This window comes from Mucilaginibacter sp. (assembly GCF_039925265.1).
GTDB lineage: Bacteria > Bacteroidota > Bacteroidia > Sphingobacteriales > Sphingobacteriaceae > Mucilaginibacter.
Map to the genome: position 1 here is coordinate 19,792 of NZ_JBDSZG010000057.1, position 23,972 is coordinate 43,763.

A 23,972-nucleotide genomic window follows, 5' to 3' on the forward strand; every position below is an offset into this window, starting at 1 on the left:
GCCGCTAATTAAAACGATTAATTAACTTGGCATACCAATTAACCAATAACTCCGATGCGCCGTAGAGCAATCTTCCCGCTTACCTTTGCATTAATCTTATTTTTAGCTATTAGTTCCTACGCGCAGGTAAAGCCACTGGGCATTTTTGATGGGCAATCTGAAGTTGGCCCCGTAAAGCTAAAGGGCGGTGTAAACTACAACGCCAAAGCAAAACAGTATAGTAAGCGGTTCGGGTGCCGATGTGTTTTTTACTACGGATGAACTGCATTTGTATAGAAGAAGGTTAAGGGCAATTTCACGCTCAGGGCAAACGGCGCGTTCATCGGCAGTGATACACATATGTATGGCAAGTTTGGGTTGATGGCACGTAAAAGCCTTGATGGTAATTCGGCGCAGGTGAACATTGTTATGCATGGCAATAAACTCACATCATTGCAGTGGCGAAAGATGGCCGCCGATTCTACCTACGAGCAGCGTACTGATGTATTGACCGCCGATGTATTGGTACTGCAGCGCAAAGGCAAAACCTACACCATGCGCGTATCGCATAAAGGCCAGCCCTTTGGCCCCGCAAAAAAGATAGACCTTGACCTGGGCGATGAGGTATACCTCGGCCTGTTCGTCTGCTCGCATGTGCCCGATAAAATAAAGAAGGTTGCCTTTACAAAGGTGAAGCTCACTTATCAGAAAACATATAAGTAAGCTACCCAATATACTCATATAACAAAACATGGTACTATTTTACCGTGTAACATAAAAAGTACACAGAGAGGCCTTTAAAGGCCTCTTTTTTATTTAAACGCCGTTTTTAACCGAGGATTTTTACAAATGAATATATACCTTAGTAAACCAATTATAGTTAACCCTTTATTCTGATGTACAAGAAACTAACGCGTTTTTTTACCATAGTGCTGGCAGCTGTGCTCTTTGCCGGTAATGGTTACTCACAAACACAATCCATAGGCATTTTTGATGGGCACAGCGATGTCGGCCCGGTTAAAAATAAGGGCAACGTTAAATACAATGCCAAAAATCATCAATACCTCGTTAGCGGCTCGGGTACCAATATCTGGGCCAATACCGATGAGTTCCAATTTGTGTGGAAGCAGCTAAAAGGCGATTTCACCATCCGCACTAACGCGGCTTTTATTGGCAAGGGCACCGAGCTGCACCGCAAGTTTGGCTTGATGGTGCGCAAATCATTAGATGGTAATAGCCCCCATATAAACGCGGTGGTCCATGGCGACGGGCTTACTTCGCTCCAATACCGCAAAACAACCGGCGCGGTTACCGAAGAACAAAAATCAGAACAAACCTTTGCGGATGTAATTCAACTGGAGCGCAGGGGCAATACTTTTATCATGTCGGTAGCGCATAAAGGCGGTGCTTTTGGCCCCAAAGAAAAGATAGACCTTAAACTGGGAGACGAAGTGTACGTAGGGATCTTTGTTTGTTCGCACAATGCAGATGTGGTGGAGAAAGCGGTTTTTAGCAAGGTTAAAATCACAGCGGGCAAACCCGGCAAGTAGCAGATAGGTGTTACATTTAACCAATCATAATATTATTTTAACAACGTAACATAAAAAGTACACACAGGGGCGCTAAAACGCCCTTTTTTTGTTTAAAAGCAATTTTTTAGATGGATTTTTTACAAATGAATATATAACTTAGTAAACCCAATTATTGCTAACCTAAAATTTAATGTCGAAAAAATTAACCTGTTATTCAGCAGCTGCGTTTCTTGCCATGCTGTTTTGTTGCGCCACTTATGCACAATCTCCATCTTTAGGGATCTTCGACGGGCACACCGACATCGGTGTGATCAAGCATAAAGGCACTGTTGCCTACGATGTAAAAACCCAGCAGTACGAAGTCACCGGCTCTGGTGCCGATATGTGGTACGATCATGATGAGTTTCACTTTGTGTGGAAGAAAGTAAAAGGTGATTTTATCCTGCGCACCAACGGTGCTTTCCTGGCCGGCGATGAGCCTAACCGTAAATTTGGTTTGATGGTTCGCAAGAATCTCGAGACAAATTCGGCACAGGTAAACGTAATGGTACATGGCATGGGCGTTACGTCTATGCAGTACCGCAAAGTAACCGGCGGCCAAACTGCAGAGGACAGAACAGCCGTTATCTCTGCGGATGTAGTACAACTCGAAAGAAAAGGCAGTACCTATTATATGTCGGTAGCAAAAAAGGGTGATGTATTTGCCCCCGAGCAAAAAGTTGATCTTGATCTTGGCGATGAGGTGTATGTAGGTGTTTACGCCTGCGCGCACAATGCCGATAAGGTTGAAAAAGTATTATACAGCAACGTCCGCATTATCACCCCGGCACCTGCGGATCTTGTTCCCTATAAAAAATACCTCGGCAGCGCCATCGAACTGCTGGATATGAACACGCAGAACAGCCGTGTAGTTTACCAGTCGCCAAAATCGTTACAGGCACCGAACTGGATGAACGACGGCAAATCCTTAATATATAACAGCGATGGTACACTCTATAAATTCAATTTGGCGACAAGTACGCCGGTTGCCCTAAATACCAACCCTGCCAAAAACAACAATAACGATCACGTCATATCTTTCGATGGTAAAATGCTTACCATCAGCAGTGGCGATGGCGGCCCGTCTATCGGTTATACCGTACCTATTGGTGGCGGCACGGCCAAAGCGGTGACCACAAAAGGCGTTGGCGCAAGCTATATGCACGGCTGGTCGCCCGATGGTAAATTCCTGGTGTTTTGCGGTGAGCGTAAAGGAGAGTACGATGTGTACCGCATCCCATCAAATGGCGGCCCCGAAGAAAGGCTTACTGATACCAAAGGTTTGGATGATGGCCCCGAGTACACACCCGATGGCAAATACATCTACTTTAATTCTGTACGCACCGGTTTAATGCAGGTTTGGCGGATGGATGCCGATGGTACCAACCAAACGCAGATTACCAATGATGATTATAACAACTGGTTTCCGCATATCTCGCCCGACGGCAAGTGGATAGTTTATATCACCTTCCTGAAAAGCGAAGTTGCCCCGGGCGACCATCCTTTTTACAAACACGTTTACATCCGTGTAATGCCGGCTGCCGGTGGCCCATCAAAAGTGGTAGCCTATTTATATGGCGGGCAGGGTACTATCAATACACCATCATGGTCGCCGGATAGTAAACACATCGCCTTTGTAAGCAATTCAGACCTGTTATTTCCTGTGTTCCCAATAGCAAAAAACTAAATCTCAAAATATTATGAATTCATCCCGCAGAAGTTTCTTGAAAAACAGCGCCATGGCAGTAACCGCCGCCGCTTTACTGCCCGATAGCGTTTTCGCTGCGGGTAAAATCCAGCGTGTTGGCTTGCAGCTATACTCGGTACGCGACCTGATGCGCACCGACCCTGCCGGTACCCTGAAAAAACTGGCCGATATGGGTTACGTGCAGGTAGAGCACGCCAGCTACACAAACCGCAAATTTTACGGCTGGACCGCTAAGGAATTTAAAAAAATATTGGACGACCTGAGCCTGGTTATGCCGAGCGGACACACCGTGATGACCACCCAACACTGGGATGCCGCCAAAAACGATTTTACCGATGCCTGGAAATGGACAGTGGAAGATGCAGCCTATATGGGCCAAAAGTATGTGATAAGCCCATGGATGGATACCGCGGTGCGTACCGATAAAAGCGCCCTCGACCGCACCATGGAGCAGTTTAACAAAAGCGGCGAACTGTGCAAAAAATCGGGGATGAAATTTGGTTACCACAACCACGATTTTGAATTTACCACCATGGTGGGCGATATGCGCCTGTTCGATTATATTATGCAGCATACCGATCAGTCTTTAGTGGCCCAGCAACTTGATATTGGCAATATGTATGGCCGCGAGAACGACGCTATCTCTATCATCAAAAAATACCCGGGCCGTTTCGAATCGATGCACGTAAAGGATGAGATAAAAAGCGCCGAGCACCCTAACGAAGGCACCGGCTACGAGAGTTGCGTACTTGGGCTGGGCGTATTGCCCGTAAAAGATGTGCTGAAAGCAGCAAAAAAAATTGGTGGCACCACACATCTCATCATCGAACAGGAGTCGTACCAAGGCATGGATCCTATCGACTCTGTAAAAATTGATTTACAAACCATGAAAAAATGGGGTTATTAACGCTTTAAAGCATACCTTTCAGCTTCATTTACCAATAACGGGATATTGTTTGAGCACAATATCCCGTTATGTATGCATAAACTAAATCATTCAGAACTTTGAACTATCAAATGAACAGGCGGATAGCGATCCGCAACATGGCTTTGATCCTGGGCAGCGCGGCAGTTTTGCCCTCCTGCCTTCATGATAATAAAGGTAAACCCGTTATAGCGCTAAAGCACCTTAAGCTTGATGCCGAACAGGAAAACCTGGTAAATAACCTTACCGAGACCATCCTCCCCAACACCAATACCCCCGGCGCCAAAGACCTTGGCATAAACCTCTTCGTTTTTAAAATGATAGACGACTGTTTCGATCAAAAAGGACAGGACGAGTTTATTGCCGGTTTAAAAGAGTTTGGCGATGCCGTTGATAAAAAGTACGGCAAATCTTTCAACGAAATTACCGCAGCAGAGCGCACCGCTTTTGCCAACGATATAGAAAAACAAAGTAAGGACCCTAACAATAAGGATAAGGACGCGAAAGCGAACGGTTTTTATTGGACGGTAAAGGGCCAAACGGTATTTGGATACACCACCTCCAAATATTTTATGACCGAACAAATAGTTTATGAATTGGTACCGGGCAGGTATAACGCCATGTTCCCGGTAAAAAAGAAAGCGGCAGTATAACATGGCTAATTTTAATATAGATAGTAAAAGCGAGCGCACGTTTGATGCCATTGTAATAGGCTCGGGCATGAGCGGCGGATGGGCGGCCAAAGAACTGGGCGATAAAGGCCTTAAAACTTTGGTACTGGAGCGCGGCCGCGATGCAAAGCATAATAAGGATTACCCCACTACCAATATGTACCCATGGGAGTTTGCGCACCACGGCCAGGTAACTGCCGAAATTCGCGAAGCAAACCCTATTGTGAACCGCTGCTATGCTTTTGGCGAGGATGCCATGCACTTTTTTGTGAAAGACAAGGAGCACCCTTACGTACAGGAAAAACCGTTCGACTGGATCCGCGGATACCAGGTGGGCGGTAAATCACTGCTTTGGGCGAGGCAAACCCAGCGCTGGAGCGATTTTGACTTTGACGGCCCGGCACGCGATGGTTTCGCAGTGGATTGGCCTATCCGTTATAAAGATATTGCGCCATGGTACAGCCATGTAGAAAAATTCGCGGGTATCTCCGGTAATCGCGATGGCATTGCTGAGTTACCCGATGGTGAATTTTTACCCGCTTTCCCGTTGAACGCGGTGGAGCAGCGTTTCAGCAAACACGTAAAACAACATTACCAAAACAGACATGTGATCAGTGCGCGTTGCGCCCACTTATCAAAACCCAACCAGATCCATTTCGACCAGGGGAGGGCGCAATGCCAAAAACGCACCCTTTGCCAGCGTGGCTGCCCGTTCGGCGGCTACTTCAGCGCCAACTCGTCTACTATTCCATGGGCATTAAAATCGGGGCACGTAACCTTACGTCCGTTTTCGGTAGTAGAATCCATTATGTATGACGAAAAGCTGGGGAAAGCAATCGGTGTGCGCGTTATCGATACAAATACCAAAGAAGCCATAGAATATTATGCCGATGTGATCTTTTTAAACGCGGCAGCATTAAATAGTAACCTGGTGTTGCTAAATTCCACATCGAGCCGTTTTCCTAATGGTTTGGGTAACGATAGCGGTACATTGGGTAAATACGTGGCCTTCCATAATTATTCGGCACATATTAATGCCGATTGGGATGGCGATAAAGAATGGACAACCGATGGCCGTAACCCTGCAGGGGGCGGTTACATTCCGCGTTTCCGTAATGTGTATAAGCAAGAAACTGACTTTTTACGTGGCTACGCGGCAGGCTTTAGCGCCTACCGCTACCGCGAAACCAGCAGCGACGGTGTTGGCGAGGACCTGAAAAAGAATTTAGTGAACGATAACCTCAGCGGCTGGAAAGTTGGCTCGCACATGATGGGCGAAACCATCCCGAAGGAAAGCAATTATGTAGCGCTGGATAAAAGCCAGAAAGACCAGTGGGGCATCCCATTGTTAAAAATCGCTGTGGAGTATGACGACAATGATGCCAAAATGAAGAAGGACTACGTGGAGCAGATGACAGAGATGTTCACCTCTGCGGGTTTCACCAATATTAAGGCATCAACAGATAACCGGGCACCGGGCCTGGATATCCACGAAATGGGCGGCGTGCGCATGGGTGTCGATCCAAAAACATCGATGCTTGATAAATGGCACCGCCTGCACGCCTGCCAAAATGTATACGTAACCGATGGCGCCAGCATGACCTCAACCTCATGCCAAAACCCATCGTTAACCTACATGGCCTTCGCCGCACGCGCGGTAGACCATTGGGTTAGCCCCCCAACCCCCTAAAGGGGGAGCAGAATTTTGTTCAAATGGGGCTGCGGGATAAACAAGCTTTTCAAAAGCTCCCCCTTCAGGGGGTTGGGGGGCAATGTGTATAAAAAACACAATGAAAAAATATTTGAAAAATAATTATTATGCCTACATTAGGCGAGGTAACCAATACTAAACAAATTTATTTAACGCAGTAATATTATGTCTACAAACACTTATGACGCTATAGTCATTGGTTCAGGGATATCTGGCGGCTGGGCTGCAAAAGAACTGAGCGAGAAGGGGTTAAAAACCATTATGTTGGAGCGCGGTAGAAATATCGAGCACATTAAGGATTACGTGAACGCGAATAAAGGCCCCTGGGAGTTTGAACACCGTGGCGGCCGTACCCAAAAAATGATAGAGGATTACCCGGTTTTAAAGCGGGATTACCCTTTGAACGAAACAAATTTGGATTATTGGGTTGACGAAAAAGAAAGCCCTTACACCGAAATTAAACGTTTCGACTGGTTCCGTGGGTATCACGTAGGTGGCCGCTCGCTGATGTGGGGCCGTCAATCGTACCGCTGGCACGAAACAGATTTTGAAGCAAATGCTAAAGATGGCGTAGGTGTAGACTGGCCTATCCGGTATAAAGATTTAGAAAAATGGTACAGCTATGCAGAGAAATTTGCAGGTATATCAGGTAACCGCGATGGCGTACCAATCCTTCCGGATGGCGATTTTATGCCGCCGATGGATATGAACGTTGTTGAAAAAGATGTTCAGAAACGTTTTAAAGATTTCTATAAAGATTCGCGCCACTTTGTAATTGGCCGTACAGCCAATATCACTGTTCCGCATAACAACCGTACTAACTGCCAGTACCGCAATAAATGCTGGTTAGGCTGTCCGTTCGGCGCATACTTCAGCACACAGTCGGCCACGTTGCCGGCAGCTATGGCAACCGGTAACTTAACCGTTCGCCCATGGTCTATAGTAACCCGCATCCTTTATGATAAGGATACCAAAAAGGCAAAAGGGGTGGAGATCATCGATGCCGAAACCAACAAAACTTACGAGTACTACGCAAAAATTGTATTTGTTAATGCATCGGCACTAAACAGCGCCTGGGTGTTAATGAACTCTGCAACCGATGTGTGGGAAGGCGGCTTAGGCAGCAGCAGCGGCGAGCTTGGCCACAACGTAATGGATCACCACTTAGGTGTTGGTGCCGGCGGTAGGATAGAAGGCTTTGACGATAAATACTACTTCGGCCGCAGAGCAAATGGTATTTACATACCACGTTACCGTAACTTAAATGGCGAAAAACGCGATTACATTCGTGGTTTTGGTTACCAGGGTAGCGGTAGCCGCAGCAACTGGAGCCGCGATATTGCCGAAATGAGCATTGGTGCCGGCTTTAAAGACGCGCTGTCTGAACCGGGTTCATGGGGCTTTGGTATGGGCGGTTTCGGCGAAACTTTGCCATACCACGACAATAAGATCACGCTTGATAAAACCAAGAAAGATAAATGGGGCCTGCCTATCTTAGCATTCGACGTTGAGGTGAAAGAGAACGAGAAGAAGATGCGTGTAGATATGATGAACGATGCGGTAGAAATGCTGACCAACGCGGGCGTAAAAGATGTTAAAGGTTACACAACCGATGGCGTACTTGGCCGTGGTATCCACGAGATGGGCACCGCACGTATGGGCCGCGATCCAAAAACATCGGTACTGAACGAGTGGAACCAGGTTTGGGATGCCAAGAACGTATTTGTTACGGATGGTGCAGCCATGGCTTCGTCTGCTTGCCAAAATCCGTCGCTTACCTATATGGCGCTTACTGCACGTGCAGCAAACTATGCGGTAGATCAATTGAAAAAAGGTACTCTCTAAACCATAAAAAAGCTATCAAAAATGACTGAGAAGAAAGAAGAAACCCCCGCTGCCGGAGCATCCAGGCGGGATTTTATCAAGAATACTTCCCTGGCGGCAGCCGGTTTTATGATCGTACCGCGTTTTGTTTTGGGCGGTAAAGGCTACACGGCACCAAGCGATATGCTGAATGTTGCAGGTGTAGGTGCCGGTGGCAAAGGCGAAAGCGATATTGCCAACTTCGCCAAAAGCGGTAAGGCTAACATAGCGTACTTGTGCGATGTGGACGACCGTCGCGCGGCAAATTCTGTAAAGAAGTTCCCGAAAGCTAAATATTATAAAGACTGGCGCGAAATGCTGGACAAAGAAGCAAAAAATATCGATGCGGTATCTGTTTCCACGCCAGATCATAATCATGCCATTGTAGCCCTTGGTGCCATGCAATTGGGTAAACACGTTTACGTGCAAAAGCCCTTGACCCATGATATTTGGGAAGCACGCGAGCTTACCGCTGCTGCAAAAAAATACAAGGTAGTTACACAAATGGGTAACCAGGGTGCATCAAACGATGGTACCCGCCAGCTGACCGAATGGTATAACGCGGGCCTTATAGGCGATGTACATACTGTTTACGCCTGGACAAACCGCCCGGTATGGCCCCAAGGCATCCAATGGCCAACCACAAAATCTGAAGTGCCTAAAGAGTTGGACTGGAACCTGTGGTTAGGTACAGCGCCTTACAAAGAATATGTAGATAAACTGGTGCCATTTAACTGGCGCGGATGGTGGGACTACGGTACCGGCGCCCTCGGCGACATGGGCTGCCACCTGGTAGAAGCGCCTTTCCGTGTGCTTGGTTTAGAGTACGTAAAAGATGTACAGGCCAGCGTAGGTACTGTTTATGTGGATGAGTTTAAACGCGGTCGTTTCCCTGAGAGCTGCCCGCCATCGAGCCACATCACGTTAACTTTCCCTAAAACGAAGAAAACCAAAGGTGATGTAACCCTACACTGGATGGACGGCGGGATCCAACCCGAACGCCCGAAAGAACTCGGCCCGGATGAAAAATTCGGCGACGACGGCAACGGTACATTATTCATCGGAACAAAAGGTAAAATGATAGCCAGCACTTACAGCTCTAACCCGCTGTTGCTGCCAACATCGCGCACCAAAGATGTTAACGTAAAACAAACTTACGCCCGTGTGGAAGGCCAGGCAGAAGGTCACTACAAACAATGGGTAGAAGCTTGTTTGGCAGGTTATGGTAAAATGGAAGTAAGTTCTCCGTTTGAAACCGCCGGCCCGCTTACCGAAGCACTGCTGATGGCAAACCTTGCTGTTCGCGGACATGATATCCAGGTAAAAGGTCGCCCGGAAAGCACCAAGTTAATTTGGGATAACGAGGCCATGAAGGTGACCAATTTTGATGAAGTTAACCAGTTTGTAAAACGTGAATATCGTAAAGGCTGGTAATCAGCAACACTAATTCAATAATCATTAATTCAAAATATTAAACACAATGAACAGAAGAGACGCATTAGGCCGGGTGGGGTTGATCCTTGGGGGAACCATCATCGGCGCTGAGTTCTTTATGTCGGGCTGTAAATCCGGGAGCACTGTAAACACAGCGGACCTGGCTAAACCCGAAACTACCGCCTTTTTAGATGAGGTGGGCGAAACCATTTTGCCGGAAACCAGCACCCCGGGTGCTAAAGCCGCAAAAGTAGGTGCCTTTATGGCGGTGATGGTAAGAGATTGCTACACCGAGGCCGATCAAAAGGTGTTTCAGGAAGGTATAGGCAAACTGGACGAGGCAAGCAGCAAAAAATTCAGCAAGAAATTTATGGAGGCAACTGCTGCCCAGCGTACCGAGCTTTTAACCGAGCTTGATAAAGAAGCTAAAGATTACGCAACACAGCGTGGTAAGGATAGTGATGCCGAAAAAGCAAAACTTAAGGAGGATCCAAAATACACGGTGAAGGATTTCCCTAACCACTATTTCACCATGATGAAACAATTAACCCTGCTGGGTTACTTCACATCAGAAGTAGGTGCAACCAAAGCATTACGTTATTTACCGGTACCCGGCAAATACGATGGCAATTACCCTTACAAAAAAGGGGATCGCGCTTGGGCACTTTCATAGGAAGCAAATTATGCAGGCCCCGTTTTACCTGAATCTTTGCAATCGATTGGGGAATAAAATAAGTTGCCCTGTTATAGCGGCTATTTAAGAGCTAATGCTTTTGTTTTCAATCTAAATTTAATACTTTTAAGCCCACTCCTGCAACTGCAGCGGGTGGGCTTAAATTGCTTATCTATAACACTACATATGAGTAAAAGAAAATTGCGCATGGGCATGATCGGCGGCGGTAAGGATGCCTTTATAGGCGCTATACACCGCATTGCCGCCAATATGGATGGCCAGATAGAACTGGTTTGTGGCGCACTTAGCGTTAACCCCGAAATTGCACAGGAAAGCGGCCGGATCCTTTTCCTGGATGAAGACCGTATCTACAACAATTTCGATGAGTTGTTTAAAGCAGAATCACAAATGCCTGCTGATAAACGCATGGATTTTGTAACCATTGTTACCCCAAACTTTGCCCACTTTGCACCTGCAATGGCGGCTTTGGAGAACGGTTTTAACGTGGTAGTAGAAAAACCGGTTACCTTCACACTGGAAGAAGCCCAAAAGCTGAAAGCTAAGGTAGAAGAAACAGGCTTGATGCTGTTGCTTACCCACACCTACGCGGGTTATCCAATGGTAAAAGAAGCAAGAGAGATAGTAAAAGCAGGTTCGCTTGGTAAAGTGCGCAAAATATATGTGGAGTACATACAAGGCTGGCTTAGCCGCTTATCAGAGCGCGAGGGCAATGCACAAGCATCGTGGCGTACCGATCCATCAAAATCGGGTAAAAGCGGTTGCATGGGCGATATCGGTACACACGCCGCGCACCTCGCCGAATACATCTCCGGCAAAAAGATCACCCAGTTAAATGCTTCCCTCAATATTGTGGTAGATGGCCGTATGCTGGATGATGACGGTGCTGTATTATTAAGATTTGAGGACAACGTTACCGGCACTTTAACCGCCTCGCAAATTGCAGCAGGCGAAGAGAACGCCCTTAAAATACGCGTTTACTGCGAAAACGGCGGCCTGGAATGGCAGCAGCAGGAACCCAATACCCTTATTGTAAAATGGAGCGACAAACCGGCGCAGATCTTACGCGCGGGCAGCGGCTACACCGATAGGTTATCGAGCTACGCTACGCACAACTGCCGCACACCGGGAGGCCACCCTGAGGGTTACCTGGAAGCATTCGGCAACTTATACCGTAACTTCGCTTTAGCACTTAGCGCTAAAATAGAAGGCGTAGAGCCTAAAGCCGAGTGGCTGGATTTCCCGGGCATCGAAGACGGGATTCGTGGAATGGCATTTATTAATAACGTGGTTGCATCAAACAACAGCGACCAAAAATGGACTGATTACGTTATCTAACAAAACACATGAACACTATAAAAGGGCCGGCAATATTTTTAGCGCAGTTTATAGGCAACGAAGCGCCGTTTAACGATCTAAGCTCCATCTGTAAATGGGCGGCGGGTTTGGGTTACAAAGGCGTACAATTACCAACAAACGACGCGCGTTTTATCGACCTGCAAAAAGCAGCCGAAAGTAAAACTTATGCCGACGAAATAAAAGGCATTGTAAACGCTGCCGGTTTAGAAATTACCGAATTATCTACCCACTTACAGGGTCAGCTGGTTGCTGTAAACCCGGCTTACGATTCATTATTCGACGCTTTTGCGCCGGATGCCGTGAAGAACAACCCCGGCGAAAGGCAGAAATGGGCGGTGCAGCAGTTAAAATATGCTGCCAAAGCATCGCAAAACCTGGGCCTTAACGCGCACGTTACCTTTAGCGGCGCGCTCATATGGCAAACCGTATACCCCTGGCCGCAACGCCCCGCAGGGCTGGTAAACACTGCCTTTACCGAACTTGCCAAACGCTGGGAACCTATCCTGAATGTGTTTGACGAGAACGGCATCGACCTCTGCTACGAAGTACACCCGGGTGAGGACCTGCACGATGGCATCACCTACGAGATGTTTTTGGAGAAAGTGAACAACCACAAACGTGCCTGTTTACTTTACGATCCATCACACTTTGTACTGCAATGCCTGGATTACCTGGAGTACATTGATATTTACCACGAGCGCATAAAAATGTTCCACGTAAAGGATGCCGAGTTTAACCCTACCGGGAGGCAGGGTGTTTACGGTGGCTACCAGGACTGGATCAACCGCGCGGGCCGTTTCCGCTCACTGGGCGACGGGCAGGTAGACTTTAAAGCGATATTCAGCAAATTAACCCAATACGATTATAAAGGCTGGGCGGTATTAGAATGGGAATGTGCATTAAAACACCCGGAAGACGGCGCGAGAGAAGGCGCACAGTTCATCAAGGATCACATCATCCGTGTTACCGACCGTACTTTTGACGATTTCGCCGCATCAGGCTCCGATGAAGCTTTTAACCGCAAGCTTATCGGCCTTAGCTAATAGAGAAGAATTTTAACAACCAAACCATAAAAACCTAATTATAAAATGGCCACTACTACTATTAACCGTACGCAACTCTTCAGGGCAAGCTGCCTTGCTTTGTTGGTAACCTCATTATCTTTCGGTATCCGCGCGGGTATCTTAAACAAGCTTGGGGTAGATTTTAACCTTGATAAAGCACAACTGGGCACTATCACCGCGACAGCATTTTGGGGTTTCCCATTAGCCGTGGTAATAGGCGGGGTTATAGTAGATATCATTGGCATGAAAAGGCTGCTGGTGATGGCATTTTTATTTCACGTGGCAGGTATCCTCTTAACCATATTTGCAACCGGGTTTTGGAGTTTGTTTATGTCTACCCTGCTTATCGGCTTAGCCAACGGTACTGTAGAAGCAGCTTGTAACCCATTGGTAACTTCGCTGTATACCGAAGAGAAAACAACAAAGCTGAGTCATTTTCACCTATGGTTTCCGGGCGGTATCGTTATTGGTACGCTCATTGTAATGTTGTTAACCAAACTTAATCTAAGCTGGCAGATCCAGGTTGCCACTATGCTTATCCCAACTGCTATTTACGGCTTCCTGTTCTCTAAATTAGATTTCCCGGTAACCGAACGCGTTGCATCTGGTGTAAGCACAGGTAGCATGTACAAAGCAGTGCTTAGTCCGTTGTTCATTTTCATGTTTATCTGTATGCTGGGCACCGGTATCACCGAGTTGTTTACCGGCCAGTGGATAGATGTATTGCTGAAGAACGTAAGCGATAACGCGTTGCTGTTGTTAACCTTAGAGACCGGTATCATGGTAGTTGGCCGGGCGTTTGCCAAGCCAATATTAAAACTGGTAGAACCACAGGTAGTGTTGCTGATATCAACCATATTAGCAGCTGCCGGCATTTATATGCTCAGCACTTTTACAGGCAATTCTATATTCTTTGCAGCTATCGTATTCGGTATGGGCGTTTGCTTCTTCTGGCCAATGATGCTGGGCTTTGTAAATACCAACATCCCAAAATCGGGCGCATTAGGCTTAAACCTGATGGGTGGCGCGGGTATGTTCGCGGTGTCTATCTACACCATGTTCATGGGCTCGTACTATGATCAAATTGTTAAAGAAGCTAATGGCGATAATACCCTGGCAGGCGTAAAGGTTTTACAGGCAACATTGGTTATCCCAATTGCACTAATAGTAGCATTTGCAGGCCTTGTATTTTATATGCGCGGCCGCAAGAAAACGGTACTGGCATCAGAGGTTGCAGTTTAAATAAATTATTTATTATAAGTTAAAAAGCTGTATTTTTCGGCATTCAAAAAACACTAATATAACACCCCATGAAAAAAGTATTTATCGTTTTAGGCATCAGTTTAGTAATAGCAGCGTGTGGCGGCCCAAAACCAGGTGAATCTGAAGGTGGCGACACAACCGCTACAGCAGCAGCAAACCAAACAGCCGTAGCCGCCCAGCCAAATGTAGACACTTCAGCAACTAAAACAGGCACCGAGCCTGCAGCAACAGCAGCGGCCCCGGGCAACGGCGCTACCCTTATAGCCGGCAGCGATTGTACCACCTGCCATAAAGAGCATCAGAAAATTGTAGGCCCTGCGTTTGCAGACATCGCCAAAAAATACACACCTGCTGATGAAGAAAAATTAGCTAAAAAAGTAATAGCAGGTGGCAGCGGTAACTGGGGCGATATTGCCATGAGCCCGCATCCGGCAATATCTTTGGCGGATGCTAAGGAAATGGTGAAGTACATTTTATCTGTAAAATAAGCTTTAACCGGCCCGAAGTACTAATTAGTAAAACACATAACTATGACCGTAACTACACGCGTTAAGTTATCTGCCATGATGTTCCTCCAGTTTTTTATCTGGGGCGCATGGTTTGTAACAATGGGAACGTACCTGGGTAAAACTTTGGGCGCGAGCGGAACAGAAAACGCGACTGCTTATTCGAGCCAATCGTGGGGTGCCATTATAGCACCATTTATCATCGGCTTAATTGCCGATCGTTATTTTTCCGCTCAAAAAGTGTTGGGTGTTTTGCACCTAACCGGTGCAGCGCTTTTGTATTACATTACTACCATTCCAAACTTTAACGCGTTTTTGCCGGTTATTTTTGCCTACATGATCGTTTACATGCCAACCCTGGCGCTGGTAAACTCGGTATCGTTTAAGCAGATGACCAACCCGAGCAAGGAGTTTCCGCCTATCCGGGTGTTAGGAACATTAGGTTGGATTATTGCCGGTACCGTTATAGGCTGGCTGGGCTGGGAAGCAAATAACACACTGGTTTTAACCTTCAAAATGGCGGCTGTAGCATCCTTAATATTAGGTTTGCTAAGTTTCTCTCTGCCTTCAACGCCTCCTGCTAAAAAAGGACAGAAATCGAGCATGAGCGATATCCTTGGCCTTGATGCTATCGGGCTGTTGAAAAATTCCTCTTACCTGGTATTTTTTCTTGCCTCTATAGCTATTTGCGTGCCGCTTGCGTTTTATTACAACTTTACCAACCCCTTCCTTAACGAAATGGGGATGAAGAAAGCCGCGTTCATTCAATCGTTTGGCCAATGGTCGGAACTTGCATTTATGGCTTTGATGCCGCTGTTTTTTGTACGGCTGGGCGTTAAAAAGATGCTTGCGATAGGGATGCTGGCCTGGGTATTACGTTACGTGTTTTTCGCCTACGGCGATGTGGGCAGTAACTATTGGATGCTCATTACAGGTATTGTTTTACATGGCGTTTGCTACGATTTCTTCTTCGTAACCGGGCAGATCTATACTGATAACCTGGCCGGCGAGAAGTTTAAAAGCGCCGCGCAGGGCTTTATAACGCTTGCTACTTATGGTGTGGGGATGCTTATTGGCTCGTACATATCGGGCCCGATAGTTGATAAATGGCAAACATCCCCAACAACCCATAACTGGACAACCATCTGGCTGATCCCGGGCGGCATAGCTGCGGCAGTGTTGCTGGTGTTCCTCCTCTTTTTTAAAGATAAGAACCAAATCCAAACCAAACCTTCATTAGAAATTGACGGCGAGCCGGAAGGCCGCTTAGAAGTATAACTATGGCAACAAACCAAAACAGAAGAACGGCCATCAAAGGCCTTATAGCCGGTAGCGCCGCAATTGGTGCATCGGGCATGTTATCATCTTTTAAAGCCGCCGAAAACGAGCCTATGGACGATAAATTAAAAGGAAACATTAACCACGCGGTGTGCCAGTGGTGCTACAGCGATATCAGCGTAGAGGACCTTTGCAAAGCTGCAAAGGAAATTGGCATAAAAGGTATCGACCTGGTTGGTCCCAAAGATTGGCCTACGCTAAAAAAGTACGGGCTGTTTAGCAGTATGTGCAACGGTGCCGAAATAGGCCTTAACGATGGCTTTGGCGATACGCAATTCCACGCCGAGCTGCAGAAACGCTATGCCGAGATGATCCCGAAGGTAGCCGAAGCCGGTTACAAAAACCTTATTTGCTTTAGCGGCAGCCGCCGTGGTAAAACCGACGAGGCCGGCTGGACCAATTGCGTGGAGGGCCTTAAACCCCTGTTGCCGATTGCCGAAAAGCACGGTGTAATATTGGTGATGGAATTGCTGAATAGCAAAATAGACCATAAAGATTACCAGTGCGATAGGGTAGAGTGGGGTGCTGAGCTTTGCAAAAGGCTGGGCAGCGAAAACTTTAAACTGCTGTTTGATATTTACCACATGCAAATTGATGAGGGCGATGTTATCCGTAATATCCGCGCTTACCACCAGTATATTACCCACTACCACACAGGTGGTGTACCGGGCCGTAACGAGATAGACGATACGCAGGAGCTTTACTACCCCGCCATTATGAAGGCGATATTAGAAACCGGCCACAAAGGTTTTGTGGCGCAGGAATTTATACCGAAACAAAAAGACAAACTGGCCTCGCTTAAGAAGGCCGTACACATCTGCGACGTTTAAACCATCAGCGGTTTACAGCGTCATAGTTTGAATTATAAACAACATACATGACAACCAGGAGAAACTTTTTAGTACAGGCGGGCTTAGTTTCCGCAGCAGCTATGCTGGCACCTACTTTATTATCGGCAAAAGGCAAACCGGGCGTTGGGCTGCAGTTATACAGCCTGCGCGATCAGCTGCCTAAAGATGTAAAAGGCGTAATTGCCAATATCGCCAAAGCAGGATACTCGGAAGTAGAAACTTTCGGCTACTCTAAGCAAGGCGGTTTTTGGGGTTTAAGCGCCAAAGAATTTAGCGCTTTGCTAAAAGCAAACGGCCTCACCACCCCAAGCGGGCACTACGGTTTGGATGAGTACTTTGGCAGCGGTAAAATGGATCAGCTGAACAGCTACATTGATGCTGCGCTGATAACCGGCCAAACCTATATCATTATCCCGGGCATTAACCACGAGTTTATTAAAACAGCTGCCGATTTTAAAGCAGTTGCCGAAAAGATGAACAAGATTGCCGAGATCCTGAAACCAAAAGGTTTGAAACTGGGCTACCATAACCACAATTTTGAGTGGAAAGAAACCGAAGGCACTACGTTTTACGATACCATCCTGAACGAAACCGACCCCAAATTGGTGAACATGGAGATGGACCTGTACTGGGTGGTTCGCGCGGGTTACAACCCTTTGGATATTTTCAAGAAACATCCGGGCCGTTTCACCTTCGTGCACATCAAGGATATGGATAAAACCAACCATGAGCTGAACACCGAAATTGGTAACGGTACTATCGACTTTAAAACCATCCTTGGGCAGGCTAAAAAGGCTGGCATCAAACATTTTATTGTGGAGCAGGAAAACTTTACCAATATCGACCCTTACCAAAGCATTGCGCAAAGCAGCAAATACATCAAAGGCCTGCTCGCTGTTTAGTACTGCATCGAACCAATAATTCATCAAATATGAAACACCAACTAATATTCACCGCGCTGCTTTCTGTCAGCTTTTTGGCAGCCAACGCGCAGCAGGGTGCAAAACCGGAGGATACCGAAAAATGGGAGCCCGTACCAAAGGTGGTAGTCGCGGGTAAAACCACCAGCGATGCGCCATCAGACGCTATTGTTTTGTTCGACGGTAAGAACCTGGACGAATGGGTAGACGTTGCCAGCGGCGCTGCCGCCAAGTGGGACGTGAAGGACGATGTCCTGACCGTGAACAAAGCCACAGGTAACATCCAAACCAAAAAATCATTCGGCAGCTACCAGTTACACATCGAGTGGAAGGTGCCTGCAAACATCAGCGGCACCGGCCAGGCACGCGGCAACAGCGGCGTTTTCTTAGCTTCAATAGGTAAAGGCGACCTGGGTTACGAACTGCAGGTTTTAGATTCCTACAACAACAAAACCTACGTGAACGGTATGGCCGGCAGTATTTACAAGCAGTTCATCCCGCTTGCAAACCCAACCAAGGCCCCCGGCGTATGGAACGTTTACGATGTTATCTGGACCGCCCCAACCTTCGACGGCGACAAAGTAAAAACCCCTGCCCGTGTTACCGTTTTATTTAACGGCGTACTGGTAGAGAACAACATCGAACTGCTTGGCCCAACCCAATACATTGGCGCACCGGGCTACCGTGCTGCTCATGGTCCGGCGCCAATAAAGCTGCAGGCCCACGGTGACAAAAGCGAACCACTTAGTTTCCGCAACATTTGGGTAAGAGAGCTGTAAAGCTTCCCAACCCACACAAAATACAAAGCCGGCCACGAAAGTAGCCGGCTTTTTTTATGGGGTATTATTTAAAAATCCCCTCCCCGGAGGGGGCGCACTGGATACGCGTAAAGGCAGGGGTGAGTTAGCCGTTATGCAATGACCACAACGACTTAAAACTGCTTTTTCCACGGGGCGCGAGGGTTAACATACCTTAACACAATTTCGAAATTAATTTTTTAAATATTTGATAATCAATATATTAAAAAATAACAGGGTTAACATATTTTCCACCATAATAGCGCCACCATAAATGCCAAATATTTTATTAGCAAACCATGAATGCCATTTAATAAACATGGTTTTCTCATGGGCTGTTACGCCTTGTTACGGCGCGCTGGCCAGGCGCGCAAAGGCAGGGTTGGGTTAGCGGCAACGCGATAACGCAGTTAAAGTTCCCCTCCTCGGTGGGGCGGGCGGGCAAGAGCGCGAAGGCGGAGTGGGTTAGCCACCATGCTATAACCACCCTTGTCATGCTCGAGCGCAGCGAAGCATCTAATCGCCACCATGCTATAACCATCATGTCATGCTTGAGCGCAGCGAAGCATCTAATCGCCGCCATGCAATAACCGCTTTGTCATGCTCGAGCGCAGCGAAGCATCTAATCGCCACCATGCTATAACCATCATGTCATGCTTGAGCGCAGCGAAGCATCTAATCGCCACCATGCTATAACCACCATGCGGTAACCTATTGTCATAGTGAGCCTGTCGAACCACTCACCACCTACCCAATCAACCACTCACCAATTAGGGGCGTTGCCTGCGGCCCGGGCTTTGCAGGGCTGCGCTGCGCTCCGGCCCGATGGGCTAAACCCTTCCAATCCCTAACGCAGGACTGCCATTGTTACATATTAAATCAATAAATATAGAGTGGCATACTATTGGCTATAACTAATTGACAAGCAATTATTTCCTAACCATAACCTATAACCGCCAAATGAGATTATCGAAAGCAAGAGTACAAAACTACAGAAGTATAAAAGATACAGGCGAGTTTACGCTTGAAAATCTCAAAACAATTTTAGTTGGGCCAAATGAAGCGGGTAAAACGGTTGTTTTAAAAGCATTGCAACAACTTCACAAACCAGATGGCGTAGATGGATTTGATGAAATAAGGGATTATCCGCGTTCATTGTATAATGACATAACGACAGGTAAAGTAAAAGCTGCAAGCGTTGAGGTTGTCCGTGGGTGGTTTTCACTTGACGATGAAGACAAAAAGCTTGTGCCAGCGGAATTTCATAATTGTCAATATGTTTTATATAGACATATTGATAACACGGGCGTCCATTCTCTTTCAGGTGCGCCAAAGCAAAACTGTTTGAAAGATTTAAAGAATGATCTTTTAAGAATGGCGGCTCATTTAGACAAGCAATTGACCCCAGCGGCTTTATTAACTACGACCATTAAACCCTCAGAAAAACTAAATAAATTATTTGAGGGGTTAAGTGACTACAAAATAATAACTAAGAAAGACACCCCTGAACTTGTAAAGTGGTTTGATGGTATGTTTACTGAAATAAATGAAGATGATTCTAAAGAAGCGGAGCGTTACGAAAAATTAAGTGGTTTAATCAAGGCTAATGATAAACATAGTGAGGTCTTAACTATTCTATCGGGGAGAACTCCTGTTTTTGTTTTATTCAACAATTATTTTAAAGTTAAACCATTGATTCATTTGGAGCATTTGGCCGACCGAATTGATAGTAATTTGATGGATGACGATAAATATTATGACTATGGTAATCTCTGCTTGCTTAAAATGTTAGGCTTTTCACCACGGGAACTGTCAGATATTGGCAAAACTGCCAGCCCAAATAAAAACGATGCTGACGCTTTAAAAAAATATCGTGACACGCTCGATAAAAGGTCTTACCAACTTGACGCGGCGAGTATTCGACTAACGAAAGAAATTAAAAATATATGGAATCCGAATCCTAACCGCCCAGAGGCGGAAAAGTTAAATATCGCCGCTGATGGTCAATACTTGAAAGTTGTTGTTGAGGATGAATTAGGCGTGAAAATCGAATTGGATCAACGGTCTGAAGGTTTTCAATGGCTTGTGTCTTTTTATGTAGTATTTTTTGCCGAAGCAATGGACAAACATAAAAATGCCATTTTATTACTGGACGAACCGGGTATGAGTTTGCACGGCCTGAAGCAGCGGGAATTTAGAATGACTTTAACAAGGCTTGCGGAACAAAATCAAACTATTTATTCTACACATTCGCCATTTTTAGTTGGACCAGATGAATTGGATTTGGTTAGAGTTATTGAACTCAAATCTCGCGAAGAAGGTACTAAAGTGCACACAACTATTTCATCGAGCGATCCTGCGGGACTACTTCCACTACAGGAAGCCTTAGGATACGACCTTGCACAAAGTTTATTCTCTCAGCAAAAAAATCTCGTTTTGGAAGGGCTAACTGATTATTGGTATCTTGACGCAACAGCAAATTTGTTCCGTGAAGGAGGCTTGGAGAAGTTAGACGATAAAATTGCGTTAGTTTTTGCAAACTCGGCCGGCAAAGTCGTCTACTATGCTACCATTCTTCATGCTCACAACTTAAAAATAGCGGCTTTGTTAGATTCTGATAATGCTGGTGACCAAGCCGCGCAGCAAGAACATTTGGTTCACTCGTTGGGGAATAAAAACATATTGCGTACCAAAGATTTTTGCACTGGGATCACCAAGCCGGAAATCGAAGATTTATTGAGGGAAACGCTTATAAAAATTGCTTTTGCCGAGTTTAGTAGAGATGTTTCGGAAATAGCCGCTGCAAATCCTACTCGTCCAATCATCGATATTTTTGCTAAAGAGATTACTGGGTTCTCAAAATATAAACTTGCAAAAGGTTTTGTCAACTGGACAAGGACTAATAATGCTTCTGCGCTAACTGATACTGAAAAACAACAATGGCAAAAACTTTTTCAGACCATTAACAAGGCGCTGAAATAATGACAAAAGATATTCTAAGTCCCGCCTTGATAGCTGCAATTACTTCCTTATTGATTTCTCTTACTACTCTTTACCAGTTTTTTAAAAACAAGCGTTTTCAGGAAGACCAATTTAATAAGGCAAACAATCGTACTTTTACCTCAAAACTATATGATTTGCGCCTGATTCATTATCCGAAAGCTTTTGAAATAATGGATGATGTTTACAAAGAAAAAGGTGGTTATATTTCTTCAATTGTGGCAAAAATAGCTTCTGAAAGTCTAATCGAGTGGAAAAAAGGAGTTATTAATTTAATTATTTCTAATGAGGCACATACAAGTTTTTACACACTTCGGGATGCTTTGATGAAGAATCCTGCACATCAAAATCATTATACTCCCGAGCAAATCGATAAAATTGTCCTGGCAGTGAAAGATTTTCGCAAACAACTGCGCCGCGATCTCGGCTTTATGTTTCGCGAGGAAAAAGAAAGGCGTAATTCTTTAAGATCTACCCCACCTCATAATAACTAATCCCAGTTCCACCATAATTCCGGAGCACATTTACTGCTTCCTGGGCCAGGCGGGAGGTTTGGGTTTTAATGTTCACGATCACCTGCGGGCCGTTAGCGGCGGGGAGCAGTTCAATATCTTCTTCCAAAAATTCGTTTCCAGGCAGGTATTCGTGGGCATCTTGGCGTGGCTGGCATCATCAAAGGTGGCGGTGGCTGTGTGTGGTGTGATGGGGGTATATCAGTGTAAAGGTTTAAAAGCGATTTCCCTGTTATCGCTGCATATATAATGCAATTGTTGTTTAAATGCCTATATTTCCATTTTACTTGATGGACAAAAGAACTAACACCTTATATTTAATTAGATTTTTAGCGGCGCTGGTTATTATCATTTATCATTATACGCCTGCACCTTTAAAACCTTCGTTAGATCCAATCATAAAAAACGGAAACGAAGCCGTTAATCTCTTCTTTTTTATTTCGGGTTTTGTATTAATTATCTCTAACGCCTCTTATTTGGGCTCTGCCGAAAGCAGGTTCCCTGTCCGTTTTTTTTATGTTAAGCGTGTGGCGCGGATTTATCCGCTATACATACTGGCTATACTGGTTTTGGCAGCTTTTCATTATTGGATAAAGAGCATAGATACCTCAACAGTAAAATACCGTTTGCCGTTCGAATTGCCGGGTATTCAGCGCTGGTTATATGCGGGGTCATTTAATTATCCCGGGTGGTCAATATCCTGTGAGTTTTTTTTCTACCTGCTCTTTCCATTCATTATCCAAGGGTTAAAACGTAATGCCCGGGTATTCACCATGTTTGTTTTAACTTATTGGTTAATAGCAATGTGGGCAACGTATAGCCTATCTGCGGTTGGTAAGGGAAGTTTGCCCTTGCTACACCCAAGATTAGTTTCCACGCTTTTTATGCACCCGGTTTTACTAATTAGCATTTTTATGTGTGGTATGTTAACCGGAAAATGGTATACCGAAAACAAATTTGCCTTTATAAAAAAAACGCCTTTAAATATTGTTTTGTTAATTGTTACCTGCGCACTAATTGTAGCATTGAAAAACTATTTGCCTACAGGTTCTGGTTTGCTCAAAGGGGGCTTGTTTGCACCCTTATACTTCATGCTTATCTACGCGATAATTAATTTGAGCGGGCGGTGGGCTTTATTACTAAGCAACCCACTATTTATTTTTTTAGGCGAAATAAGTTACGCCATGTATATATTCCAATACCCCATATATGTTTTTTACACGCACTTCCTCCAAGAAGTAACCGGCTACTTAAGCCTGCTTTCTTTCACAGCCACAGTTATAATCACGGCGGGTGTTTTACACCTTTTAATTGAAAAGCCGTTCAGAAAAGCAATTATTTCTTACTATGCAGCTAAAACGAACCAAACTTAGCAGTTAGGATAAAGCTAAGTAGCCTATGCAGAGCCTAACTACCCCAGCTCATAATAACTAATCCCCGTCCCGCCATAATTTCGTAGCACATCTACTGCTTCCTGGGCCAGGCGGGAGGTTTGGGTTTTAATGTTCATGATTACCTGCGGGCCGTTAGCGGCGGGGATCAGTTCAATATCTTCTTCCAAAAATTCGTTTCCAAGCAGGTATTCGTGGGCGTCTTCGGCGTGGCTGGCATCATCAAAGGTGGCGGTGGCTATGTGTGGCGTCATGCTGGTATAACACCTTTTTTGTTCATTTGTTCGTGTTGGTTCATTAGTACATTTGTTCAATAGTTCATTGGTGCAGGGGTGGCAATAATGTGGTATGAGCTACTTATAACTCATAACTCACCACCCACACACTCCCATTCACCACTCACCATTTACTACTCACC

Annotated in this window: 23 protein-coding genes; 21 read left to right on the top strand and 2 right to left on the bottom strand. The window is 45.8% G+C overall.

The window, feature by feature from the left end:
• Positions 1-54 precede the first annotated feature (54 nt).
• The 18 genes from ABIX36_RS24525 to ABIX36_RS24610 all read left to right on the top strand — a co-directional run bounded on the left by ABIX36_RS24525 (position 55) and on the right by ABIX36_RS24610 (position 18,633).
• Positions 55-261 (top strand): hypothetical protein, encoded by a 207-nt coding sequence (locus ABIX36_RS24525; RefSeq protein ID WP_348084806.1) that lies wholly within the window; start codon positions 55-57, stop codon positions 259-261.
• Between the two features lie 99 nt (positions 262-360).
• Positions 361-702, top strand: a complete 342-nt coding sequence (locus ABIX36_RS24530; RefSeq protein WP_348084807.1) for a hypothetical protein — start codon at positions 361-363, stop codon at positions 700-702.
• 173 nt (positions 703-875) lie between these two features.
• Positions 876-1,529 (top strand): hypothetical protein, encoded by a 654-nt coding sequence (locus ABIX36_RS24535; protein WP_348084808.1) that lies wholly within the window; start codon positions 876-878, stop codon positions 1,527-1,529.
• Positions 1,530-1,701: 172 nt separating this feature from the next.
• Positions 1,702-3,237 carry a hypothetical protein gene (locus tag ABIX36_RS24540; protein ID WP_348084809.1) on the top strand — a complete coding sequence of 512 codons (1,536 nt, stop codon included), beginning with the start codon at positions 1,702-1,704 and terminating at the stop codon, positions 3,235-3,237.
• A 13-nt stretch (positions 3,238-3,250) separates the two neighbouring features.
• On the top strand, positions 3,251-4,165 hold the full coding sequence (locus tag ABIX36_RS24545) for a TIM barrel protein (RefSeq protein WP_348084810.1): 915 nt from the start codon (positions 3,251-3,253) through the stop codon (positions 4,163-4,165).
• Positions 4,166-4,275: 110 nt separating this feature from the next.
• Positions 4,276-4,836 carry a gluconate 2-dehydrogenase subunit 3 family protein gene (locus ABIX36_RS24550; RefSeq protein WP_348084811.1) on the top strand — a complete coding sequence of 187 codons (561 nt, stop codon included), beginning with the start codon at positions 4,276-4,278 and terminating at the stop codon, positions 4,834-4,836.
• A gap of 1 nt (position 4,837) precedes the next feature.
• The gene (locus ABIX36_RS24555; RefSeq protein ID WP_348084812.1) at positions 4,838-6,544 is read left to right on the top strand and encodes a GMC family oxidoreductase; all 1,707 of its coding nucleotides are present in this window, start codon (positions 4,838-4,840) and stop codon (positions 6,542-6,544) included.
• A gap of 186 nt (positions 6,545-6,730) precedes the next feature.
• Positions 6,731-8,410 (top strand): GMC family oxidoreductase, encoded by a 1,680-nt coding sequence (locus ABIX36_RS24560; protein WP_348084813.1) that lies wholly within the window; start codon positions 6,731-6,733, stop codon positions 8,408-8,410.
• A 21-nt stretch (positions 8,411-8,431) separates the two neighbouring features.
• The gene (locus tag ABIX36_RS24565) at positions 8,432-9,862 is read left to right on the top strand and encodes a Gfo/Idh/MocA family oxidoreductase (protein WP_348084814.1); all 1,431 of its coding nucleotides are present in this window, start codon (positions 8,432-8,434) and stop codon (positions 9,860-9,862) included.
• Between the two features lie 46 nt (positions 9,863-9,908).
• Positions 9,909-10,535 (top strand): gluconate 2-dehydrogenase subunit 3 family protein, encoded by a 627-nt coding sequence (locus ABIX36_RS24570; RefSeq protein ID WP_348084815.1) that lies wholly within the window; start codon positions 9,909-9,911, stop codon positions 10,533-10,535.
• Between the two features lie 186 nt (positions 10,536-10,721).
• A complete protein-coding gene (locus ABIX36_RS24575) occupies positions 10,722-11,891 on the top strand; it encodes a Gfo/Idh/MocA family oxidoreductase (RefSeq protein WP_348084816.1) in 1,170 nt (389 codons plus the stop codon).
• 8 nt (positions 11,892-11,899) lie between these two features.
• Positions 11,900-12,955, top strand: coding sequence for a sugar phosphate isomerase/epimerase (locus tag ABIX36_RS24580; protein WP_348084817.1), 1,056 nt, complete (start codon positions 11,900-11,902; stop codon positions 12,953-12,955).
• A gap of 45 nt (positions 12,956-13,000) precedes the next feature.
• The gene (locus ABIX36_RS24585) at positions 13,001-14,218 is read left to right on the top strand and encodes an MFS transporter (RefSeq protein ID WP_348084818.1); all 1,218 of its coding nucleotides are present in this window, start codon (positions 13,001-13,003) and stop codon (positions 14,216-14,218) included.
• Between the two features lie 68 nt (positions 14,219-14,286).
• A complete protein-coding gene (locus ABIX36_RS24590) occupies positions 14,287-14,727 on the top strand; it encodes a c-type cytochrome (protein WP_348084819.1) in 441 nt (146 codons plus the stop codon).
• A gap of 42 nt (positions 14,728-14,769) precedes the next feature.
• Positions 14,770-16,023, top strand: coding sequence for a nucleoside permease (locus tag ABIX36_RS24595; RefSeq protein WP_348084820.1), 1,254 nt, complete (start codon positions 14,770-14,772; stop codon positions 16,021-16,023).
• Between the two features lie 2 nt (positions 16,024-16,025).
• The gene (locus tag ABIX36_RS24600; protein WP_348084821.1) at positions 16,026-16,913 is read left to right on the top strand and encodes a TIM barrel protein; all 888 of its coding nucleotides are present in this window, start codon (positions 16,026-16,028) and stop codon (positions 16,911-16,913) included.
• Between the two features lie 47 nt (positions 16,914-16,960).
• Entirely contained in the window at positions 16,961-17,836 is an 876-nt protein-coding gene (locus ABIX36_RS24605; protein ID WP_348084822.1) for a sugar phosphate isomerase/epimerase, read from the top strand.
• Between the two features lie 29 nt (positions 17,837-17,865).
• Positions 17,866-18,633 (top strand): DUF1080 domain-containing protein, encoded by a 768-nt coding sequence (locus tag ABIX36_RS24610; RefSeq protein ID WP_348084823.1) that lies wholly within the window; start codon positions 17,866-17,868, stop codon positions 18,631-18,633.
• Positions 18,634-18,979: 346 nt separating this feature from the next.
• Here ABIX36_RS24610 and ABIX36_RS24615 read toward each other — a convergent pair whose 3' ends face one another.
• Positions 18,980-19,234, bottom strand: coding sequence for a hypothetical protein (locus ABIX36_RS24615; RefSeq protein ID WP_348084824.1), 255 nt, complete (start codon positions 19,232-19,234; stop codon positions 18,980-18,982).
• 377 nt (positions 19,235-19,611) lie between these two features.
• Here ABIX36_RS24615 and ABIX36_RS24620 point away from each other — a divergent pair, with 377 nt between their 5' ends.
• From ABIX36_RS24620 to ABIX36_RS24630, 3 genes are all read left to right on the top strand, one after another.
• A complete protein-coding gene (locus ABIX36_RS24620) occupies positions 19,612-21,633 on the top strand; it encodes an AAA family ATPase (protein ID WP_348084825.1) in 2,022 nt (673 codons plus the stop codon).
• Complete coding sequence (locus ABIX36_RS24625; RefSeq protein WP_348084826.1) at positions 21,633-22,145, top strand: hypothetical protein; 513 nt, start codon at positions 21,633-21,635, stop codon at positions 22,143-22,145. The genes ABIX36_RS24620 and ABIX36_RS24625 overlap by 1 nt, the downstream gene beginning before the upstream one ends.
• Positions 22,146-22,453: 308 nt before the next feature.
• Positions 22,454-23,536: an acyltransferase gene (locus ABIX36_RS24630; RefSeq protein ID WP_348084827.1), complete on the top strand. Its 1,083-nt coding sequence runs from the start codon at positions 22,454-22,456 to the stop codon at positions 23,534-23,536.
• A gap of 38 nt (positions 23,537-23,574) precedes the next feature.
• Here ABIX36_RS24630 and ABIX36_RS24635 read toward each other — a convergent pair whose 3' ends face one another.
• The gene (locus ABIX36_RS24635) at positions 23,575-23,808 is read right to left on the bottom strand and encodes a hypothetical protein (RefSeq protein WP_348084828.1); all 234 of its coding nucleotides are present in this window, start codon (positions 23,806-23,808) and stop codon (positions 23,575-23,577) included.
• Positions 23,809-23,972 lie beyond the last annotated feature (164 nt).

What these genes read in the sequence shown, in the direction of transcription:
- ABIX36_RS24550 (WP_348084811.1), top strand. Translation starts at nt 4,276, where the DNA reads ATGAACAGGCGGATAGCGATCCGCAACATGGCTTTGATCCTGGGCAGC.
- ABIX36_RS24545 (WP_348084810.1), top strand. Translation starts at nt 3,251, where the DNA reads ATGAATTCATCCCGCAGAAGTTTCTTGAAAAACAGCGCCATGGCAGTA.
- ABIX36_RS24540 (WP_348084809.1), top strand. Translation starts at nt 1,702, where the DNA reads ATGTCGAAAAAATTAACCTGTTATTCAGCAGCTGCGTTTCTTGCCATG.
- ABIX36_RS24530 (WP_348084807.1), top strand. Translation starts at nt 361, where the DNA reads ATGGCACGTAAAAGCCTTGATGGTAATTCGGCGCAGGTGAACATTGTT.
- ABIX36_RS24560 (WP_348084813.1), top strand. Translation starts at nt 6,731, where the DNA reads ATGTCTACAAACACTTATGACGCTATAGTCATTGGTTCAGGGATATCT.
- ABIX36_RS24580 (WP_348084817.1), top strand. Translation starts at nt 11,900, where the DNA reads ATGAACACTATAAAAGGGCCGGCAATATTTTTAGCGCAGTTTATAGGC.
- ABIX36_RS24570 (WP_348084815.1), top strand. Translation starts at nt 9,909, where the DNA reads ATGAACAGAAGAGACGCATTAGGCCGGGTGGGGTTGATCCTTGGGGGA.
- ABIX36_RS24590 (WP_348084819.1), top strand. Translation starts at nt 14,287, where the DNA reads ATGAAAAAAGTATTTATCGTTTTAGGCATCAGTTTAGTAATAGCAGCG.
- ABIX36_RS24625 (WP_348084826.1), top strand. Translation starts at nt 21,633, where the DNA reads ATGACAAAAGATATTCTAAGTCCCGCCTTGATAGCTGCAATTACTTCC.
- ABIX36_RS24610 (WP_348084823.1), top strand. Translation starts at nt 17,866, where the DNA reads ATGAAACACCAACTAATATTCACCGCGCTGCTTTCTGTCAGCTTTTTG.
- ABIX36_RS24635 (WP_348084828.1), bottom strand. Translation starts at nt 23,808, where the DNA reads ATGACGCCACACATAGCCACCGCCACCTTTGATGATGCCAGCCACGCC.
- ABIX36_RS24600 (WP_348084821.1), top strand. Translation starts at nt 16,026, where the DNA reads ATGGCAACAAACCAAAACAGAAGAACGGCCATCAAAGGCCTTATAGCC.
- ABIX36_RS24575 (WP_348084816.1), top strand. Translation starts at nt 10,722, where the DNA reads ATGAGTAAAAGAAAATTGCGCATGGGCATGATCGGCGGCGGTAAGGAT.
- ABIX36_RS24630 (WP_348084827.1), top strand. Translation starts at nt 22,454, where the DNA reads ATGGACAAAAGAACTAACACCTTATATTTAATTAGATTTTTAGCGGCG.
- ABIX36_RS24595 (WP_348084820.1), top strand. Translation starts at nt 14,770, where the DNA reads ATGACCGTAACTACACGCGTTAAGTTATCTGCCATGATGTTCCTCCAG.
- ABIX36_RS24535 (WP_348084808.1), top strand. Translation starts at nt 876, where the DNA reads ATGTACAAGAAACTAACGCGTTTTTTTACCATAGTGCTGGCAGCTGTG.
- ABIX36_RS24615 (WP_348084824.1), bottom strand. Translation starts at nt 19,234, where the DNA reads ATGGCGGCGATTAGATGCTTCGCTGCGCTCAAGCATGACATGATGGTT.
- ABIX36_RS24555 (WP_348084812.1), top strand. Translation starts at nt 4,838, where the DNA reads ATGGCTAATTTTAATATAGATAGTAAAAGCGAGCGCACGTTTGATGCC.
- ABIX36_RS24525 (WP_348084806.1), top strand. Translation starts at nt 55, where the DNA reads ATGCGCCGTAGAGCAATCTTCCCGCTTACCTTTGCATTAATCTTATTT.
- ABIX36_RS24565 (WP_348084814.1), top strand. Translation starts at nt 8,432, where the DNA reads ATGACTGAGAAGAAAGAAGAAACCCCCGCTGCCGGAGCATCCAGGCGG.
- ABIX36_RS24585 (WP_348084818.1), top strand. Translation starts at nt 13,001, where the DNA reads ATGGCCACTACTACTATTAACCGTACGCAACTCTTCAGGGCAAGCTGC.
- ABIX36_RS24605 (WP_348084822.1), top strand. Translation starts at nt 16,961, where the DNA reads ATGACAACCAGGAGAAACTTTTTAGTACAGGCGGGCTTAGTTTCCGCA.
- ABIX36_RS24620 (WP_348084825.1), top strand. Translation starts at nt 19,612, where the DNA reads ATGAGATTATCGAAAGCAAGAGTACAAAACTACAGAAGTATAAAAGAT.